Annotated in this window: 18 protein-coding genes; 16 read left to right on the top strand and 2 right to left on the bottom strand. The window is 36.8% G+C overall.

The window, feature by feature from the left end; translation table 11 throughout:
• Window positions 1–11 precede the first annotated feature (11 nt).
• Window positions 12–914, bottom strand: coding sequence for an IS3 family transposase (locus ABDJ41_RS14440; RefSeq protein WP_349786767.1), 903 nt, complete (start codon window positions 912–914; stop codon window positions 12–14).
• Window positions 836–1,249 carry a transposase gene (locus ABDJ41_RS14435; protein WP_349786761.1) on the bottom strand — a complete coding sequence of 138 codons (414 nt, stop codon included), beginning with the start codon at window positions 1,247–1,249 and terminating at the stop codon, window positions 836–838. Before ABDJ41_RS14435 ends, ABDJ41_RS14440 begins: the two co-directional genes overlap by 79 nt.
• Before the next feature lie 295 nt (window positions 1,250–1,544).
• Between ABDJ41_RS14435 and ABDJ41_RS14430 the strand changes: the two genes are divergently transcribed.
• From ABDJ41_RS14430 to ABDJ41_RS14355, 16 genes are all read left to right on the top strand, one after another.
• Window positions 1,545–2,399: a UDP-2,3-diacylglucosamine diphosphatase gene (locus ABDJ41_RS14430; protein WP_349786760.1), complete on the top strand. Its 855-nt coding sequence runs from the start codon at window positions 1,545–1,547 to the stop codon at window positions 2,397–2,399.
• A gap of 63 nt (window positions 2,400–2,462) precedes the next feature.
• Window positions 2,463–3,449 (top strand): glycosyltransferase family protein, encoded by a 987-nt coding sequence (locus ABDJ41_RS14425; RefSeq protein WP_349786759.1) that lies wholly within the window; start codon window positions 2,463–2,465, stop codon window positions 3,447–3,449.
• 23 nt (window positions 3,450–3,472) lie between these two features.
• Window positions 3,473–4,453, top strand: a complete 981-nt coding sequence (locus ABDJ41_RS14420; RefSeq protein WP_349786758.1) for a DUF6427 family protein — start codon at window positions 3,473–3,475, stop codon at window positions 4,451–4,453.
• Window positions 4,454–4,527: 74 nt separating this feature from the next.
• Window positions 4,528–5,280, top strand: coding sequence for a type III pantothenate kinase (locus ABDJ41_RS14415; protein WP_349786757.1), 753 nt, complete (start codon window positions 4,528–4,530; stop codon window positions 5,278–5,280).
• Window positions 5,243–6,562, top strand: a complete 1,320-nt coding sequence (bamG, locus tag ABDJ41_RS14410) for a BamG family beta-barrel-assembly machinery protein (protein WP_349786756.1) — start codon at window positions 5,243–5,245, stop codon at window positions 6,560–6,562. Before ABDJ41_RS14415 ends, bamG begins: the two co-directional genes overlap by 38 nt.
• A 10-nt stretch (window positions 6,563–6,572) precedes the next feature.
• Window positions 6,573–7,175, top strand: coding sequence for a hypothetical protein (locus ABDJ41_RS14405; protein ID WP_349786755.1), 603 nt, complete (start codon window positions 6,573–6,575; stop codon window positions 7,173–7,175).
• Window positions 7,176–7,247: 72 nt separating this feature from the next.
• On the top strand, window positions 7,248–9,344 hold the full coding sequence (locus tag ABDJ41_RS14400; protein WP_349786754.1) for a peptidylprolyl isomerase: 2,097 nt from the start codon (window positions 7,248–7,250) through the stop codon (window positions 9,342–9,344).
• 74 nt (window positions 9,345–9,418) lie between these two features.
• Window positions 9,419–9,934 carry a DUF2480 family protein gene (locus ABDJ41_RS14395; protein WP_349786753.1) on the top strand — a complete coding sequence of 172 codons (516 nt, stop codon included), beginning with the start codon at window positions 9,419–9,421 and terminating at the stop codon, window positions 9,932–9,934.
• Window positions 9,935–9,962: 28 nt separating this feature from the next.
• Window positions 9,963–10,739, top strand: coding sequence for a DUF3108 domain-containing protein (locus ABDJ41_RS14390; RefSeq protein WP_349786752.1), 777 nt, complete (start codon window positions 9,963–9,965; stop codon window positions 10,737–10,739).
• A 4-nt stretch (window positions 10,740–10,743) separates the two neighbouring features.
• Window positions 10,744–11,310: a DUF3109 family protein gene (locus ABDJ41_RS14385; RefSeq protein WP_349786751.1), complete on the top strand. Its 567-nt coding sequence runs from the start codon at window positions 10,744–10,746 to the stop codon at window positions 11,308–11,310.
• A 51-nt stretch (window positions 11,311–11,361) separates the two neighbouring features.
• On the top strand, window positions 11,362–12,222 hold the full coding sequence (gene rfbA / locus ABDJ41_RS14380; RefSeq protein ID WP_349786750.1) for a glucose-1-phosphate thymidylyltransferase RfbA: 861 nt from the start codon (window positions 11,362–11,364) through the stop codon (window positions 12,220–12,222).
• A gap of 503 nt (window positions 12,223–12,725) precedes the next feature.
• Window positions 12,726–13,982 (top strand): L-fucose:H+ symporter permease, encoded by a 1,257-nt coding sequence (fucP, locus tag ABDJ41_RS14375; protein ID WP_349786749.1) that lies wholly within the window; start codon window positions 12,726–12,728, stop codon window positions 13,980–13,982.
• Window positions 13,975–14,316: an L-rhamnose mutarotase gene (locus tag ABDJ41_RS14370; RefSeq protein ID WP_349786748.1), complete on the top strand. Its 342-nt coding sequence runs from the start codon at window positions 13,975–13,977 to the stop codon at window positions 14,314–14,316. The genes fucP and ABDJ41_RS14370 overlap by 8 nt, the downstream gene beginning before the upstream one ends.
• 2 nt (window positions 14,317–14,318) lie before the next feature.
• Window positions 14,319–15,971, top strand: a complete 1,653-nt coding sequence (locus ABDJ41_RS14365; protein ID WP_349786747.1) for a UxaA family hydrolase — start codon at window positions 14,319–14,321, stop codon at window positions 15,969–15,971.
• 9 nt (window positions 15,972–15,980) lie between these two features.
• Window positions 15,981–16,745, top strand: a complete 765-nt coding sequence (locus tag ABDJ41_RS14360) for an SDR family NAD(P)-dependent oxidoreductase (RefSeq protein WP_349786746.1) — start codon at window positions 15,981–15,983, stop codon at window positions 16,743–16,745.
• Between the two features lie 7 nt (window positions 16,746–16,752).
• Window positions 16,753–18,078, top strand: a complete 1,326-nt coding sequence (locus ABDJ41_RS14355; protein WP_349786745.1) for an alpha-L-fucosidase — start codon at window positions 16,753–16,755, stop codon at window positions 18,076–18,078.
• Window positions 18,079–18,082: the final 4 nt, after the last annotated feature.

Here is an 18,082-nt window from a genome sequence, read left to right as displayed (position 1 = left end):
GATTAACAAAATTAAGTTTTTTGTACGAGAGCTCGGTATTCCACCGGGCTCTTTCCATTTAGCCTGTTTTTTATTCTTTTATTGTTGTAATAGTGAATGTATTCTTTTACTGAAAGGACAAACTCATCTGCTGTCTCAAAGCTTTGTGAGTACAGTAGCTCAGTCTTTAAGATTCCAAAAAAGTTTTCGGCCACTGCATTATCTAAGCAATTTCCCTTCCTGGACATGCTCTGTATAATTCCTTGTTTCTCTAAAGCCTTTCTATATCCATAATGCTGATATTGCCAGCCTTGATCAGAATGAAAAATAAGCCCCTTTGTGTCTTTTACTTTGTCAAAAGCCTTATCTAACATTTCGTCTATCATCTTCATATTCGGACTTTTTGAGATACTATAGGAGATAACTTCTCCATTGAATAGGTCAAGTATTGGTGATAGGTAGATCTTCTCGCCTTTGATGTTTACCTGAGTGACATCTGTAGCCCATTTCTGATTAGGGGAACTTGCCTTGAAATTCCTTTCAAGTACATTGGCGGCAATTTTACCAACTTCACCTTTGTATGAGCGATAGCGAACTTTCCTTATATTACATTTTAGGTTCAATGTTCCCATTAATTTTTGAACAGTCTTATGATTGATATGATAACCCAAGTTCTTCATTTCGGCCGTTACCCGTCGATACCCATATCTGCCTTTATGCAAGTGATATATGCGTATAATCTCTTCCTTTTCATTCTTGTATTTATCTCTACTATTCAGGCGCTTGAGATGATAATAAAATACCGAGCGAGCCATCTGTTTGCAATCCAATAGAATTGCAACATCATGTGCAGGCCTTAGTTCTTCGATGGCTTTTGCCCACTCATGTGTTCGCGGGCTTCTCTTTCCTTGACTAAGGCCGTGACTTTTTTTAATAGTGCGTTCTCGGCTCGCAAACGAGCATTCTCTGCCTGGAGTTTTTCTAATTCTGTTTCAGGCTCATGCTTCTTTGATCTACTCATGTCTTTGGGTAGTCGTTCACGATTTTTTTGTTGGTGTAGTACGCCATAACCCTCAACTCGTACTGATCTTACCCAGCGTTCTAAAGCGGTTTTACTTACTCCATATTGCAGAACAACTTGTACTAAAGGTACCTTTTTCTCTAGAACAATCCTTACAATTTCTTCCTTGAAATCAGGTGTGCCCCGGACATTAGGTTGTTTGAGTAGCCCACTTTCACCATAAAGATCATATTTCCGAACCCATTCCAATATCATCCTTTCGACTATATGCCGTTCGCGGGATATGCGTAGTATCGGCTTCCCGTTTTTTACTTGAGAAACTATATCTAGTTTCTCCTCAAATGTGTGTTTTGCCATAAATAGTGAACCCCAAAAGTTTTTGTCCAACTTTTGGGGTTCACTTCAAAGATGAGCAACCTTTTTTTATGCTTCTAAATTTCTTAATTAGCTATATTTCCCTCTTAATATTTAACCTTCCCTTAATCTCTTGTTAATCTTGTCGATGCACTTTTGTAGCGTAAAATAGTATGCAATATAAATCCGCATGACATCTAAAAGAGAAATAGATATTGCCGTAATCTCAGATGTGCACTTAGGCACTTATGGCTGCCATGCTAAAGAACTGTTAAAATACCTTAAAAGTATCAAGCCTAAAATGATCATTCTAAACGGTGATATTATTGATATTTGGCAGTTTAGTAAAAGATATTGGCCAGAGACACACATGAAAGTGGTTCGGAAGCTTATGAAATTTGTGGTGGAAGGAGTACCTGTTTATTACCTGACAGGTAATCATGACGAATTGTTGCGGAAGTTTGCAGACATGAATCTGGGTACATTTCATATTCAGAATAAGCTAGTGCTTGAATTAGATGGTAAAAGAGCATGGTTTTTTCATGGAGATATATTTGATGTTACTATGCAACATTCCAAATGGTTGGCGAAGTTGGGGGCGGTAGGGTACGACAGCTTAATTTTGATTAATAGTTTAGTAAACTGGTTTTTGGTATCGATAGGAAGAGAAAAAATGAGTTTTTCTAAACGAATTAAGGCACAATTCAAAGATGCTGTAAAGTTTATTAATGGTTTTGAAAATACAGCTGCGGAGCTAGCTGCTGAAAATGGTTATCAATATGTAGTTTGTGGGCACATTCATCAACCTGAAATGAGAGCAATAGCCACAGAGAATGGAGCGGTAACTTATTTGAATAGCGGGGATTGGGTGGAGAACCTTACCGCTCTGGAATATTGTGATCAATCTTGGAAAATATTTAGATATGATCAAAAAGACTTCCAAAAGGATGATGTTGAAGAAGGGGAGTTGTCAGATGGTGAAGATTTACGTAGCAAGCTTGATGTCAATATTTTGTTGCAAAAAATTAAGTTAGAAATTGTCTAACGCCAAAACCTGAATGAATTTACAAATTTATATTTCAATGAAAATTACAGATATTCGGTGCGGATGAAGATACTTTACGCCATACAGGGTACAGGCAATGGACATATTAGCCGGGCAAGAGAGATTGTGCCTTTGTTGCAAAAACATGGCGATGTTGATCTGCTAATCAGCGGAACACAGGCAGATGTTAAATTAACGCAGGAGGTAAAGTATCAATTGCATGGCTTTAGCTTTATTTTTGGTAAAAAAGGTGGTGTGAATCATTATGAAACCTGGAAGAGCATGAACCTTCCACGTTTTGTAAAAGATATGAGAAGTATTCCTTTAAAGGAATACAATTTGATTTTGAATGATTTTGAGCCTGTTACGGCGTGGGCTTGTAAAACAAAAGGTATAGAAAGTGTAGGATTAAGTCACCAGGCTTCTTTTCAATCTAAAAAAGTTCCGAAACCAAAAAGTATAGATTGGGCACAGCTGGTTATGAAGTATTATGCGCCAGCTACTCACTATGTAGGTTTTCATTTTGAGCGTTACGACGATTTTATTTATACGCCGGTAATCAGAGCTGAGATTAGAAATATGCTGACAAGTAATTTGGGGCATTATACAGTTTACCTTCCAGCTATTGATGATCAATACCTGGTGCCGATGCTCAAGCAGATACCTCAAGTTAACTGGCAGGTGTTTTCTAAGCATTGCAAACAAGCCTATATAGATGGAAATGTTGATGTTCATCCCGTAGATAATCGATTGTTTAATTTGAGTTTAGCAAGTTGCGAAGGATTGTTTACTGGTGGCGGATTTGAAGGCCCTGCTGAAGCACTTTTTTTAGGTAAGAAATTATTGGTAGCGCCAATGAAATTTCAATATGAGCAGCAATGTAATGCTTATGCATTGAAACAGTTTGGTTTACCCGTGCTATGGGGAAGCAACAAGGACTGGCTTCCTATAATTAAAGAATGGGTAGTACAGCCGCAAATACATCAATTTCATTTTCCTGATGAAACAGATGCTGTAATTGATAAAGTTGTAAAGCAGTTTGCCAGATAATTTGCTTTACTTTGCCTTTAGGCATGATTAATCAATTTAGAAACTTAAACCCTGTAAACCTGTTAATCCTGTTCGCATATACTTTTTTTATGCGAATAGCTCTTTTTGCTGATCTTCCAGCTCAACTGAATTTTGAATTTTTAGAATCTTACACCAGGTTTTTTATTAAAATTCCGGTGCAAGGTTTCTTCTCTCCAGTTAGCAATGTCTTCTTTGCAGGAATCATTGTATATATTCAGGCCATACTGTTTAACAGGGTTGTAAATAATCATGGATTGTTAAATAAACCAGGTTTTTTACCAGCATTGATGTATATCAGTGGTGCCAGTCTATTTATGCCTTTTTTAGTGTTGAGCCCAACCTTAATTTGTAATTTTTTATTGATCTGGATGATGGATAAATTCTTAAAGATTGGTAAATCTCCAAATGCTATAATGATCATGTTCGATATTGGGATGATCATTGCTATAGGGACATTAATCTATTTTCCGTTCATAGTAATGCTGGTCATGATCTGGCTTGCCCTATTGTTGTATAGGTCGTTCAACTGGCGGGAGTGGATTTCTGGATTGGTGGGCTTTTTAATCATATTCTTTTTTGTAGCTGTGTTCTATTACTGGAATGATAGTTTATCCATGTTCTATAAGATATGGTTGCCTTTGGCAAACAAATTTCCTTCTGTTTTTAAGATTAATTATAATGATTATCTGGTATTGGTACCTGTATTGGTTATGATGATACTTGCAATTGTTCAACTACGTGAGAACTTTTTCAGAAGCTTTATCTATACTAGGAAAGCATTTCAAATGCTTTTTTTTATGTTTATTGTAAGTGCCGGTAGCTTTTATACAAAACCAGACTTTAGGTTATATCACTTTTTGTTATGTGTACCACCGGGGGCTGTTTTATTAGCATATTATTTTTCAAATGCTAAAAAAAGATGGTTTTATGAAAGCTTGTTTCTTATCTTGGTTTTTGCTATTCAATACTTTTTATTTGTTTAACTTTTTTTAACAAATTGAACCGTTGAAAATACCTAAAGATTGATAGCTTTGTGCAATGAAGTTTGGAACTGTTAATGCATAATCTTGTTATAGATATTGGTAATACAAATAGTAAACTCGCTGTTTTCGATGAAAAGGTGTTGGTTCACTACCAGGTTTTTAAAGAGATTGAGCCCGATGTACTCATCAGCATAATACAAAAGTACAAGGTGAAAAACTCTTCTGTTTCTATTGTTAGGGAAGACTTACAGGAAGTAATTGATGTGTTGAAATCTAACACAAATTATATTCCTTTTTCTACTGAAATTAACACGGGAGTAATAAATTATTATCAGACGCTTTCAACACTTGGTTTAGACAGGTGGGCTAAAGTTATCGCAGCCTATAGCTGTTATCCTGGTCAAAACAGTCTAATGATAGATGCAGGAACCTGCATTACATACGATTTATTAAGTAGAGATAATAAGTATTTTGGGGGGAGTATTAGTCTTGGGATAGATATGCGCTTTAAAGCATTGCACCAATTTACAGGTAAATTGCCACTTATTGAATGGCAGCAAGAAGGAGAAATTCCTAGGGGTATAGATACCAGTTCAGCAATTAAAAATGGTGTTTTACAAGGGGTGATAAATGAAGTTGAGGGTTTTATATCCTCTTATAATAAAGAAAATATAGGCCTTACGGTATTGTTAACAGGGGGAAGTGCAGCTTTTTTGCTAGAACAATTAAAAAACAGCATCTTTGCGCCTCAAATAATACACGATCCGTATTTGGTATTAAAGGGATTAAATGAAGTTATTGCATTTGAATATGTACAAAAGAATTAATTATATAGTAGCGGTAATCATCTTGTTTGCCAGTGTTAGTGTTAAAGCACAGGTAACTTCTCAATCACCATATTCAAGATATGGTCTTGGAAATGTGAAAGGATTATTGCTTCCTCAATTCAGGGCAATGGGTGGAATATCTACTGCTATTTACAAGCCTAATAATTACTATAGTAATATCAATATGCAGAATCCTGCATCTTATTCTGGCATTACCTTAACTACAGTAGATATTGGTATGAGTGGGGGTTTTAAACAGCTTAAAAGGGATAATTTATCTGAAGGAAGTTTTAACTCGACCTTAAGTCATATAGCTCTTGCATTTCCGATTAAAAATGGTCGTACGGGATTAAGCTTTGGCTTAATGCCTTATACTGATCTTGGCTATGAATTTAGTAATTCAGGAACGCTCGCTGGAGATACTACTGTTGCAAATAGGTTATACTCCGGAGAGGGTGGACTAACTAAAGCATATTTTGGTTTAGGTCAGCAATTTGGTGATCATTTTAGAGTTGGGGTAAATTTGGAATATGTTTTTGGTAACCTCGTTGAAAACCGTGCTTTAGAACTTCAAAGTGTGCCATCAATAAATACAAAGCAACAAGATAAAAATAGTGTAGGTGGTATCAGCTTCTCTTATGGGGCACAATATGAAATTCCCCTTAGTGCTAAAAGTAGAATCACACTTGGATACTCTGGATCTTCACCATCGAGTATTAATTCTAAGAGAACGTTTGTAGTAACGCAATATCTGAGACAAAGTTCTGGAGATGAAGGAACAGCAATTGATACTCCTGCATTTACAGAAAATGGTTCGGCAAAATTGAAATTACCATTGTTACATAACTTTGGTATTGCTATTCAAAAAGATAATAAATGGTTAATTGGTGCAGATTTTAGAACAGGAAACTGGTCTAAATTAAGTATTGACGGACAGAACAATGGTCTGCAAGATAGCTGGGGAGCTTCTATTGGTGGACAACTTACGCCTGATATGACTTCAATTGGGAGTTATTTTAACCGCGTAGATTATAGACTTGGTTTTACATACGACAAGACTTATATTCAAGTTAAAAATCAGGATATTAAGCAGATGGCTGTTACTTTTGGTTTAGGATTGCCTTTGGCATTCAATAGGTTCGCTTTTCATAAGTTGAATTTGACTACAGAGCTTGGTAGAAGAGGAACGTTAACTAATGGCCTGGTACAGGAGAATTATATCAACATTCATTTAGGATTTACGCTTAACGATACCTGGTTCAGACGATTTAAGTTTGACTAATAACCAGCTTATGACAAGCCTTTTAACATCATTAAAAAAATATACCTGGATAAAAAGTCCGGGTTTGATTTTTTGTATGGCTTTTTTTTGTGTGTTGTATTTGAGCTCTTGCGGGGATGATGACCTGAAAAAAACGGCAAAACTTTCTAAAAAAATTAGTTTGGATACAAATCGGACTATCGGAGTGGAAATTATTTACAGTGATTCTGCAAAGGTAAAGGCTAAAGGTTTTGCACGTGTGTTGGATAAGATAACTCCAGCTACGGGAGCCGCCTTTTCTGAAATGCCAAAAGGAGTTAAAATTGAGTTTTTAGATGAAAATCAACAAATAACCGGAACCATTACATCTGATTATGCCATTGCAAAGGAAACAGAGAAGTTAACTATCTTCAGAAAGAATGTCGTGGTGGTAAATCAATCGCTAACTTTTAATACAGAAGAGTTAATATGGGATGAGAATAAAAGAATGTTCTTTTCACCTAAAGGTATAGTAACAAAACCAGATGGTTCTTTCGCTGATGCTGTTAACTTTAGTGCACCCCAAGACTTCAGTTATTACAAGGCTGGGAGTGGTTTTGGTGAAACATATATTGAGGAAAAATTTAGCGAATAATTTAATGTTTTCTTTTTTTCGCAAAAGTTGTATCTTGCGCGCTCTTAAAAAAGAATTATAAATAATAATATTATGGGATTAATGACATTTTTGCGGAATCGCGCTGGCTTTATTTTGATAGGAGCCATCGGTTTTGCAATTGTTGCATTTTTAGTTGGTGATGCAATGCAAGCGGGGCAACCTTTTTGGAGTGCGTCTCAAAAAGTTGTAGGATCAATTGATGGTGAAGAAATTAGCATAGATCAGTTTGGGCCTAAGGTAGACCAAAGTCTTGCACAGTTTAAACAACAGTATGGCGGATCGGGCAATGCTCAAATGCAAGCCATGGCGGTTGATAATGTTTGGCAAGGCGAAATAGCGAGTATTCTTTTAGGTAAAGAATATAACAGGCTGGGATTAACTATTTCAAGTGATGAGCTTTTTGATTTGCTTCAGGGAAGTAATCCTAGTCCACTTATAGTTCAGTATTTTGGTAATCCTCAAACAGGTGAAATAAACCGTGCGGAAGTAATCAACTCCTTAAAACAACAAGGTCAAAACCCTCAGTTAAAGCAACAGTGGGATATGCTACAAGAAGAGATTGAGAAACAGGCCTTGCAGAAAAAATATGCAAACCTGATTACCAATTCAATGTATGTAACTACTTTGGAAGCTAATGATGAGTATCAGAACCGTAATAAACTGGCTAGCTTTAAATATGCTGTGCTTGATTACGCTTCAGTTCCTGATGCTGATGTAAAACTTACAGAGTCTGACTATTCAGATTACTATAACGAAAACAAAAAGCGTTTCGATAATCCAACAGAAACACGTTCATTCGAATATGTGTCTTTTAGTGTAAATCCTACAAAAGCTGATTCCGTTGCTGTTAAAACAAAAATTGAAAAACTAGCTGCTGATTTCAGAACATCAACAAACGATTCATTGTTTGCTGCTGTAAACTCTGACGTAAAAGTACCTTATGCTTATATGTCTAAGGGTAAACTAGACCCAGCTGTAGATTCAGTTGTTTTCAACCTGCCTGCGGGTAGCTATTACGGACCTGCATTCTCAGGAAACTCTTATAAACTTGTAAAAGTTATTGATACTCGCTTTTCTCCAGATTCGGTAAAAGCAAGTCATATCTTAATTAACCCGTCTAGTTTAGGTGGTGCAGATAGAGCTATTAAATTAGCAGACTCTTTAAGAACTTTAGTTCAAGGTGGTACTAGCTTTGCCGAATTAGCAAAAAAATATAGTGTTGACGGTTCTAAAGATAATGGCGGTGAATTGGGTACATTTAGTCGTGGACAAATGGTTCCAGCATTTGAGGATGCTGCATTTAATGGTAAACCAGGCGATCTTAAAGTGGTGACTTCTCAGTTTGGTGTACATTTAATTAAAATTGAAAAACAAGTTGGTTCTTCAAAAGTTGCTAAACTGGCTTATATAGAAAAAGGTCTGGTTCCTAGTAATAAGACAAGAGATGCTGCTTATAAACAAGCTAGCGCTTTCCTTAACGAACTTAAAGGAGATAACTTTGCAGAAGTAGCAAAGAAAAAAGGGCTTACTGTTGGTGTGGCTGAAAGAGTTACTCCTACGCAAGGATTTGCTCCTGGACTAGATAATCCTCGTCAGTTAATTCGTGATGCATATGCTGCAGATAAAGGTGATGTCCTTAAAGAGGTTTACCAGATGGATAATGCTTATGTTGTTGCCCGTGTAACTGATATTAAGCCAAAAGGTGCTTTATCTCTTGACGCTGTAAAGAAAGATATTGAACCAATGGTGCGTATCGCAGTTAAAGCTAAAATGTTAACTGAAAAAGTAAATAAAGCATTAGAAGGTGCTTCTAAAATTGAGCAGGTAGCTCAAAAATTAGGTAAGCAGGTTGCTCCGGTTGAGAATATCGTGTTTGCTAACCCGATTATACCAGGTGCTGCTCAAGAGAATAAATTGGTTGGAGCTGTTTTTGGTTCTCAGCCAGGTAAGCTTTCTAAGGCTATTGATGGTAGTCAGGGTGTGTATGTGTTTAGTGTTGATGGATTCAGTAATCCTGCTCCTCTTGCAAATGCTTACAAACAAAAAGAAATTATGATGCAAGGTAATGCACAACGTTCTTTGGGAGCTGCATTCCAGGCATTACAAGATAGAAGCACGATAAAAGACAATAGGGTGAAATTCTATTAATCTTATTTTACGTAATTTTGTAGCCGGAAGCAGTTTAGCTTCCGGCTTTTTTTATATTTAAAGATATTTATACCATGGATATTCAAGAGAATTTTGTCAATAAGGTAGCTGCAAGTGGGTTGATTACACTCAACCTTGAAGATTACTTTCATGCGGGAGAAAGAATCGTCTATGATATTAAAGAGAATCTTTTTCATGGATTGATGCTTAGAGAGAAGGACTTTCGCGAATTCATTAAAACTCATGACTGGTCAGTGTATACAGGGAAAAATATTGCTATAGTGTGTAGTGCAGATGCAATCGTACCAACATGGGCTTATATGTTGCTGGCTAATCGGATGAAGCCTTTTGCCAATGAGGTCGTTTTTGGAAGCCTGGAAACTCTTGAAGCAGTACTTTTTTCAAAAGCCCTAGCGAAAATCGATTTGTCTGCATTTGCCAACGAACGTGTGGTAATTAAAGGTTGTGCTGATATTGATGTTACTGTTGCTGCCTATGTAGAGATTACGAATTTACTTACTCCTGTTGTTAAGAGCATCATGTATGGCGAGCCATGCTCTACAGTGCCTATTTATAAGCGTAAAGATTAATTGGTTTGCTTTTTGTTTTAGCTTAGTTATGAGAAAATCCTTATTGTGTATCCTTATTTTATTACTAAGCTTCAAAGTGCAGGCGCAGGAGTTACCATTTGTAAAGGAGCCTGTTTTCAAGGCGGGCGAGGTTCTGCAGTATAAATTGAAATATGGATTTATTACTGCTGCCGAAGGGACTTTAAAGGTGCAGGAATCTGATATTAAATTTGATGGTAAACCTGCTTTCAAGTTACTGGTTGATGGAGAGACATCTGGCACATTTGATATATTTTACAAAATAAGAGACCATTATGATTCTTTTATCGATAAAGAAAACTTAAAACCATTTTTCTACCAGGAAAATATACGTGAAGGTGGATACCGTAGGCAGGATAAAGCTAGGTTTAATCAGGAAGGGAAGAAAGTGGTAGCTACTCAAGGAACTTTTACCACACCTACTACTCAGACTTTCGACCTGGTATCAGCTTATTACTTTGCAAGAAGCCTGGATATCTCTAAAATGAAAATCGGCGACTTTGTAAAACTGAATTACTTTTTGGGAGATGAGATTAGCCAATTGGAAATTCAGTTTGTAGGCAGAGAAGTAGTAAAGACCAAGTTGGGTAAAATAAAATGTTTGAAATTTAGCCCATCTATCAAGCCTGGGCGAGTTTTTAGAAAAGATAGTAAGTTATACCTTTGGATAACAGACGATGGAAACAGGGTGCCTGTGAAGGCTCAGGTTGAAATTATAGTTGGTTCTGTAACCATGGAGATCAAATCGGCTGATGGATTAAAATATCCATTAGCTATAGTTAAATAATATAATGATAGAAGTACAAAATACACTGGTTCATGAAGATGTTATTACAGAACAGTTTGTCTGTAATCTGAGCAAGTGCAAAGGGATTTGTTGTGTTGAAGGAGATGCAGGAGCACCACTTGATGTTGCTGAGACAGCAATCTTAAAAGATATTTATCCAAAAATCAAGCATCTTTTAGAACCTAAAGGGATTGTAGCTATTGAAGAACAAGGAACTTCTGTTGTAGATGCTGATGGTGATTTAACTACCCCTTGTGTTGATGGGAATAAAGAATGTGCCTATGTTACTTTTGAAAATGGCATTACTAAATGTGGTATTGAAAAAGGCTATGAGCAAGGTCTGGTAGATTGGCAGAAACCTATTTCCTGTCATTTATACCCAATAAGAATTACTCAATACCCTGAGTTTGATGTGTTGAATTATGATAGATGGCATATCTGCCATGATGCATGCTCGTTTGGCCGAGAATTAAAAGTTCCTGTATATCAATTTTTGAAAGGACCACTAATCAGAAAATATGGTGCTGAATGGTATGCAGAGTTAGAAAATAGTGTATCTTCGAATAAATAGTGTAGACTGTAAATCAGGATATAATAGATATTAACCTCAAATATATACCCATTGAAAGGAATTATTTTAGCTGGAGGTAGCGGTACCCGTCTTCATCCCTTAACTTTAGTCATGAGCAAGCAGATGATGCCTGTTTATGATAAGCCAATGATTTATTATCCATTATCTATTTTAATGCTTGCGGGTATTAAAGAGATATTGATCATTTCAACTCCACATGATCTGCCTAATTTTGAAAAATTATTAGGAGATGGTTCTCGTTTGGGCTGTAAGTTTTCCTATGCTGTCCAGGAAGTGCCAAATGGGCTGGCTCAGGCATTTGTTATTGGTGCCGATTTTATTGGTAGTGATAAGGTTGCTCTTGTCCTTGGTGATAATATTTTTTATGGTGATGGAATGTCGAGGTTACTTCAATCAAGTGCAGATCCTGATGGTGGTGTAGTATTCGCTTATAGAGTTTCTGACCCTGAAAGATATGGCGTTGTCGAATTTGACGAACATAATAAGGCCATCTCTATTGAAGAAAAACCTGCCGTTCCAAAATCTGATTATGCAGTTCCTGGATTGTATTTTTACGACAATAGTGTTGTTGAAATCGCCAGAAATATTAAGCCTTCAGCAAGAGGGGAATATGAAATAACCGATGTGAATAAAGTTTATTTGGAACAAGGTAAGCTAAAGGTTGGTGTTTTGAGCAGAGGAACAGCCTGGTTAGATACCGGAACTTTTGCTTCATTAATGCAGGCAGGCCAGTTTGTCCAGGTTATTGAAGATAGACAAGGCCTGAAAATAGGCTGTATTGAGGAAGTCGCTTACCGTATGGGATTCATTGACAAAGAACAGTTACGTGAGGTTGCAATGCCTTTAGTGAAGAGTGGGTATGGGGAGTATTTGCTGAAAATGCTAAAGTAAAGGGAAAAAATAACCGTTCTCTTCATCGCGGGAATCTTTTTCTGAAGAGAAAAAGTTCCAATGCTCTTCTGAGAAGGTGATTTTTTCTTTAAGCATGATGTAGAGAAAGGGAGGTTAGGGAAGGTGTACAAGAGGGAGATTTTTATAGCGCTTAAGAGTTAATTATAAAGTTTATGGCTTCGGGAAACCGGAGCTTTTTTGTTTTTCAATAAATTGTATTTGCACTATGCTTTTATTCTTTACTTATAACTACCGTTTTACTTATGTGTATGGAACTTGCTTTTGCAATATGGTTTTGTGGGTTGCTTCTGCTCGCTGCTGACAGAAAAATTACCTTTTCTGAAGCGGCCTTAGGCGATGTTGCCCTTTAGCAACAGATGCCAGACGCTGAAGAGAATGGTTCTTTTTCAACTTGAATGTTAAAATCGCTTAATCATTAGATAATATCATAAAATAAATACATTCTAAATTTCCGTCCTTTGAATAACCAAATATTTAATCGAATGACGAAAAATAAATATCTTTTTCCTTTTATCATGATCACCTCACTATTCTTTATGTGGGGTTTTGTACATAATCTCGATCCTATTCTTATTCCACATTTAAAAAGATCATTTAGTCTAAGTACTTTACAGGCTTCTTTGGTAGATTCAGCAGTGTTTATTGCTTACTTCGTTATGGCATTACCTGCGGGTTTCATCATGAGGAAATATGGTTACAAAACAGGTATTATTATTGGATTGATTGTCTTTGCAATTGGTTCATTTTTGTTTATTCCCGCAGCCAATACGCAGTTATATGTATTCTTTTTAGGTGCATTGTTTGTCATTGCGTGCGGACTTACTATTCTTGAGACTGCAGCAAATCCATATGCTTCCTTATTGGGGCCACCTAAGAGCGCTACGTTTCGTTTAAACTTTGCACAAACCTTCAATGGACTTGCTGCAACATTAGCGCCTATGGTGGGTGTTAGAGTAATTTTAATACAAGGAGCTACAGATGAAGAGTTGAGTAAAATGACGGAGTCGGCTAAGCAATTGGCTTTGGCTTCTGAAGCTTCATCGGTAAAAACGCCTTATTTGATTTTAGGAGCTATAATTTTGGTGATTGCTGTAATATTTATCTTTTTAAAATTACCTGAAATTACAGAAGAGGAAGAAAAACAAGGAGAGAAAAAAGGAATGTTCCATGCTTTAAGACATAAGCATTTAAGCTGGGCAGTTGCTGCACAGTTCTTTTATGTAGGTGCTCAAGTCTGTGTCTTCAGCTTTTTTATATTATATGCCACTGAAGCTGCAGGTATTGATCAGAAAACAGCGGGAGATTATGCTGGTTATGGAATGGGACTTGCCTTTTTATTTGGCAGGGTCATTGGAACATCGTTAATGAAATTTATAAAAGCGGAATCATTATTGGTGATTTACTCATTAATTAATGTGGCTTTATGTATCGTTGCAATTGTAGCTGCAGGTACATTAGCATTGGTTTCAGTAATTGGTATTGCTTTTTTTATGTCGATTATGTTTCCAACTATTTTTTCTCTTGGTATCAAAGACCTTGGTAACGATACAAAATTGGGGAGCAGTCTCATTATTATGTCTATCGTTGGAGGCGCAGTATTGCCACCAATAATGGGCTATATTGCTGATTTAACACATAATATCCAAATTGGATACATCGTCCCACTAGTTTGTTTTGTTGTCGTACTTGTATTTGGATTAAAAGGGCATAAAATTGTTAAAAGAGTGGATTATGAATAAAAGATATTGCTTAACACTAGATCTCATACCTGATGAAGTACTAATTGCTGAGTATGAAGCAGTACACCGCAAAGTGTGGCCGGAAATAATTGAGAGTATCACCTCTTCAGGAATTGTAGATATGGAAATCTACCGAATGGGAAACCGATTGTTTATGATTATGGAGGTAAATGATACATTTAGTTTCGATCGTAAGTCGGATATGGATGCTGTAAATGAAAAAGTACAGGAGTGGGAAACGCTGATGTGGAAATACCAGCAACCTGTTCCAGGAGCAAAGCCTGGAGAGAAATGGATAATGATGGATAGAATATTTGAGTTAAAGGATTATTAGCAGTGGATAAAGTAAAAAGTTATTTGCAAATACACCCTAAGGATAATGTCTTGGTGGCTTTGCAAGATTTGCCAAAAGGACAGATTATAGATTGGAATGGACAGTTAATCACTTTACAGGATGATATACATGCCAAGCATAAATTCTTTATTGATGCGATGGAGGTGGGAGATGAAGTTTTGATGTATGGTGTACTGGTTGGGAAAGCAATCATAGCAATTCCTAAAGGAGGGATAATGACGACTGAAAATGTACATCATGCCTCTCAGGATTATGCCTATCGCAAAGTAAATTATGAATGGAAAACCCCTGATGTGTCTAGTTTTAATCATAGAACTTTTAATGGATACCTTCGCGCTGATGGCAGGGTAGGGACAGCAAATTATTGGCTTTTTGTTCCAACTGTTTTTTGTGAAAACAGAAACCTGGATGTAATAAAAGAAGCTTTATATAATAACTTGGGTTATACTGTAACTGACAAGTACAAGCACTTTACAGAGCAACTATTGGAAGCTTACCAAGCTGGTGAAGATATTTCAGCATTTGAAGTAGATAAGCTAGCTCCAGTTGAACCATTAAAGAAAAGGGTTTTTAAAAATGTTGATGGAATTAAATTTCTAAATCACCAGGGTGGATGTGGTGGGACAAGGCAAGATTCAGCATTACTAAGTCAGCTATTGGCTGCTTATGTAGATCATCCAAATGTTGCGGGAATTACAATTTTAAGCCTTGGCTGTCAGCATTTGCAAACTCAAAATTTACTGGATGACCTCAAAGTAAGAAATCCATCATTTAATAAACCTGTGTTAGTATTTGAGCAACAAAAAAGTCAGAGCGAAGAACAGCTGATAAAAGAGGCAATCCTTCAAACCTTTACAGGTTTAACGGAAATCAATAAAATAGAAAGACAGCCAGTGCCGTTGAGCAAACTTTGTGTAGGTGTTAAGTGTGGTGGTAGCGATGGTTTTAGTGGTATATCTGCTAATCCGGCTGTTGGATATACTTCAGATTTATTAGTAGCTTTAGGAGCTAAAGTTCTGTTGGCGGAGTTCCCGGAGCTGTGTGGTGCTGAGCAAAATTTAATTGATAGAAGTGTAGATCAGCCTACAGCCGAAAAGTTCATACGTTTGATGCAGGAGTATGATGCTCAAGCGCATGCTGTAGGATCGGGTTTTCATATGAACCCATCACCTGGAAACATAAAAGATGGTTTGATTACCGATGCTATTAAAAGTACAGGAGCAGCTAAAAAAGCTGGGACATCTCCTGTTGTTGATGTGTTGGATTATACAGAGCCGGCAACAAAGGCTGGATTGAGCTTGGTATGTACACCAGGGAATGATGTGGAAGCAACAACAGGAAAAGCAGCAAGTGGTGCGACATTAATTTTATTTACTACCGGATTGGGAACCCCTACAGGAAACCCTGTTTGTCCGGTTATTAAAGTAGCCACAAATACAGCTTTAGCAACAAGAATGAGTGATATTATTGACATTGATACCGGAGCAATTATCCGTGGAGAGAAATCGATTGAAGAAATGGGAACAGAAATTCTTGAGTACTGTATTAAAGCGGCGAGTGGAGAAGAAATACCTAAAGCGGTGCAATTGAACCAGGATGACTTTATTCCATGGAAAAGAGGAGTTTCATTATAATTATTAAAAATGTTTAGTTTAAAAGGAAAATCAGCAATTATTACAGGTGGCGGAAGTGGAATCGGAAAAGCAATTTCAGTGCTTTTTGCCAGACAAGGTGCCCATGTTCACATTATTGAATTGAATGCAGACGCAGGTTTACAGACTGTAAATGAAATCAAAGAGATGGGAGGACTAGCCGATGTTCACAGTTGTAATGTAGTAAATCAGGAAACAGTAGTAAAAGTATTTAAGCAAATAGGTAAGATCGATATCTTGGTAAACAATGCTGGTATTGCACATATTGGTAGAGCTGATAATACCAGTGAGGCTGATTTCGACAAAGTATTTGATGTTAATGTTAAAGGAGCTTATAACTGTTTGTTTGCTGCCATTCCGGTAATGAAAGAAAATGGTTATGGCGTGGTACTAAATATGGCCTCTATTGGCGCATTAGTGGGCTTATCAGATCGTTTTGCATATTCTATGAGTAAAGGTGCAATATATGCAATGACGCTTTCTGTTGCGAAGGATTACATGGCTGATGGCATCCGATGCAATAGTATATCTCCTGCAAGGGTGCATACTCCGTTTGTAGATGGATTTATTTCTAAGAACTATGCAGGTCAGGAAGCAGAAATATTTGAAAAATTATCTAAAAGTCAGCCAATAGGCCGTATGGGAAAACCTGAAGAGGTGGCTTCGTTGGCACTTTACCTGTGTTCTGATGAAGCAGGGTTTGTAACCGGGAATGACTATCCTTTGGATGGTGGTTTTATAAAGCTTAATAACTAATAACAGTATGAAAAGGCTCTTTATCTTTCTTCTTTTTATTAGTATCTCATTGGTATTAAATGCCCAACGCTATAAACCAAGTCCAGCAAACGTCGCTGCACGTAAAGAATTTCAAGATATGAAATTTGGCATGTTTATCCATTGGGGGGTGTTTAGTATTCTTGGGGATGGAGAATGGGTAATGACCAATAAAAATATTAAGGTAGAGGATTATAAACGATTGCAGGATTTTTTTAATCCTACGGCTTTTGATGCTAAAAAGTGGGTAAGTACAGCAAAAAATGCAGGGATGAAGTACATCACTTTCGTAACACGTCACCATGATGGATTTAGTAATTGGGATACCAGACAGTCTGACTGGAAAATAACAAATACGCCATATGGGAAAGATGTACTTGCTGAACTGGCTAAAGAATGTAAAGCACAAAACATAAAGTTATTCTTGTATTATTCGTTACTGGACTGGTCTCGTAATGATTATCATTATCAAACAGGTAAAACTGGTAAAGGAACAGGCCGTACAGAAAGAGGGCACTGGGAAGATTACATCGCATTTATGAAAGCTCAACTCACAGAATTACTTACAAATTATGGAGAAATAGGCGGGATATGGTTTGATGGGCATTGGGATCAGTTGGATAACGATAAAGACAAGTCATTAAAATCTAAAGTAGACTGGCATTATGATTCAATCTATGCACTCATTCACAAATTGCAGCCACAATGTCTGATAGGAAATAACCATCATTTAAGTCCTATTGAAGGTGAAGATTTTCAAATGTTTGAAAAGGACCTTCCAGGGAAAAACACGACAGGATTTGGTGGTGCAAGCATCTCACATCTTCCATTAGAAACCTGTGAGACGATGAATGATTCGTGGGGATTTAAAATTACTGACAGAAAATATAAAACGGTAAAGCAATTGATCCATTATCTGGTAAATGATGCAGGTAGAGATGCCAATTTATTGTTGAATGTTGGTCCTATGCCAAATGGGGTAATCCAGCCCGAAAATGTAGATACGTTGGCTAAGGTTGGGGACTGGATGAAAAAACATGGAAATACGATTTATGGTACACGCGGAAATGTAATAGATGTACAGGACTGGGGCCTGGTAACTGGAAAAGGTAAAAGTTTATACATACATGTTCTCAATAAAATTACACAGACTTTTATTACTTTACCCAAGCTTAAAGGGAAGGTGATTTCTGTAACTATAATGGAAAATGGAATGAAGTTGAGATTTAAGCAAACAAAAGACAAAACCATAATATATTTAGACGGGGTAACAATGGACGACATTGATACCATTATTGAATTGAAAATTAAATAAACAC

This window comes from Pedobacter sp. ASV1-7 (assembly GCF_040203335.1).
Taxonomy (GTDB): domain Bacteria; phylum Bacteroidota; class Bacteroidia; order Sphingobacteriales; family Sphingobacteriaceae; genus Pedobacter.
The sequence above is the reverse complement of the archived record's forward strand: the minus strand, read 5'-3'. Positions and strand labels throughout refer to the sequence as shown.

Coding starts and splice junctions, on each gene's coding strand:
- ABDJ41_RS14430 (WP_349786760.1), top strand. CDS start 1,545: ATGACATCTAAAAGAGAAATAGATATTGCCGTAATCTCAGATGTGCAC.
- ABDJ41_RS14425 (WP_349786759.1), top strand. CDS start 2,463: ATGAAGATACTTTACGCCATACAGGGTACAGGCAATGGACATATTAGC.
- ABDJ41_RS14420 (WP_349786758.1), top strand. CDS start 3,473: ATGATTAATCAATTTAGAAACTTAAACCCTGTAAACCTGTTAATCCTG.
- ABDJ41_RS14415 (WP_349786757.1), top strand. CDS start 4,528: ATGCATAATCTTGTTATAGATATTGGTAATACAAATAGTAAACTCGCT.
- bamG (WP_349786756.1), top strand. CDS start 5,243: ATGAAGTTATTGCATTTGAATATGTACAAAAGAATTAATTATATAGTA.
- ABDJ41_RS14405 (WP_349786755.1), top strand. CDS start 6,573: ATGACAAGCCTTTTAACATCATTAAAAAAATATACCTGGATAAAAAGT.
- ABDJ41_RS14400 (WP_349786754.1), top strand. CDS start 7,248: ATGGGATTAATGACATTTTTGCGGAATCGCGCTGGCTTTATTTTGATA.
- ABDJ41_RS14395 (WP_349786753.1), top strand. CDS start 9,419: ATGGATATTCAAGAGAATTTTGTCAATAAGGTAGCTGCAAGTGGGTTG.
- ABDJ41_RS14390 (WP_349786752.1), top strand. CDS start 9,963: ATGAGAAAATCCTTATTGTGTATCCTTATTTTATTACTAAGCTTCAAA.
- ABDJ41_RS14385 (WP_349786751.1), top strand. CDS start 10,744: ATGATAGAAGTACAAAATACACTGGTTCATGAAGATGTTATTACAGAA.
- fucP (WP_349786749.1), top strand. CDS start 12,726: ATGACGAAAAATAAATATCTTTTTCCTTTTATCATGATCACCTCACTA.
- ABDJ41_RS14370 (WP_349786748.1), top strand. CDS start 13,975: ATGAATAAAAGATATTGCTTAACACTAGATCTCATACCTGATGAAGTA.
- ABDJ41_RS14360 (WP_349786746.1), top strand. CDS start 15,981: ATGTTTAGTTTAAAAGGAAAATCAGCAATTATTACAGGTGGCGGAAGT.
- ABDJ41_RS14355 (WP_349786745.1), top strand. CDS start 16,753: ATGAAAAGGCTCTTTATCTTTCTTCTTTTTATTAGTATCTCATTGGTA.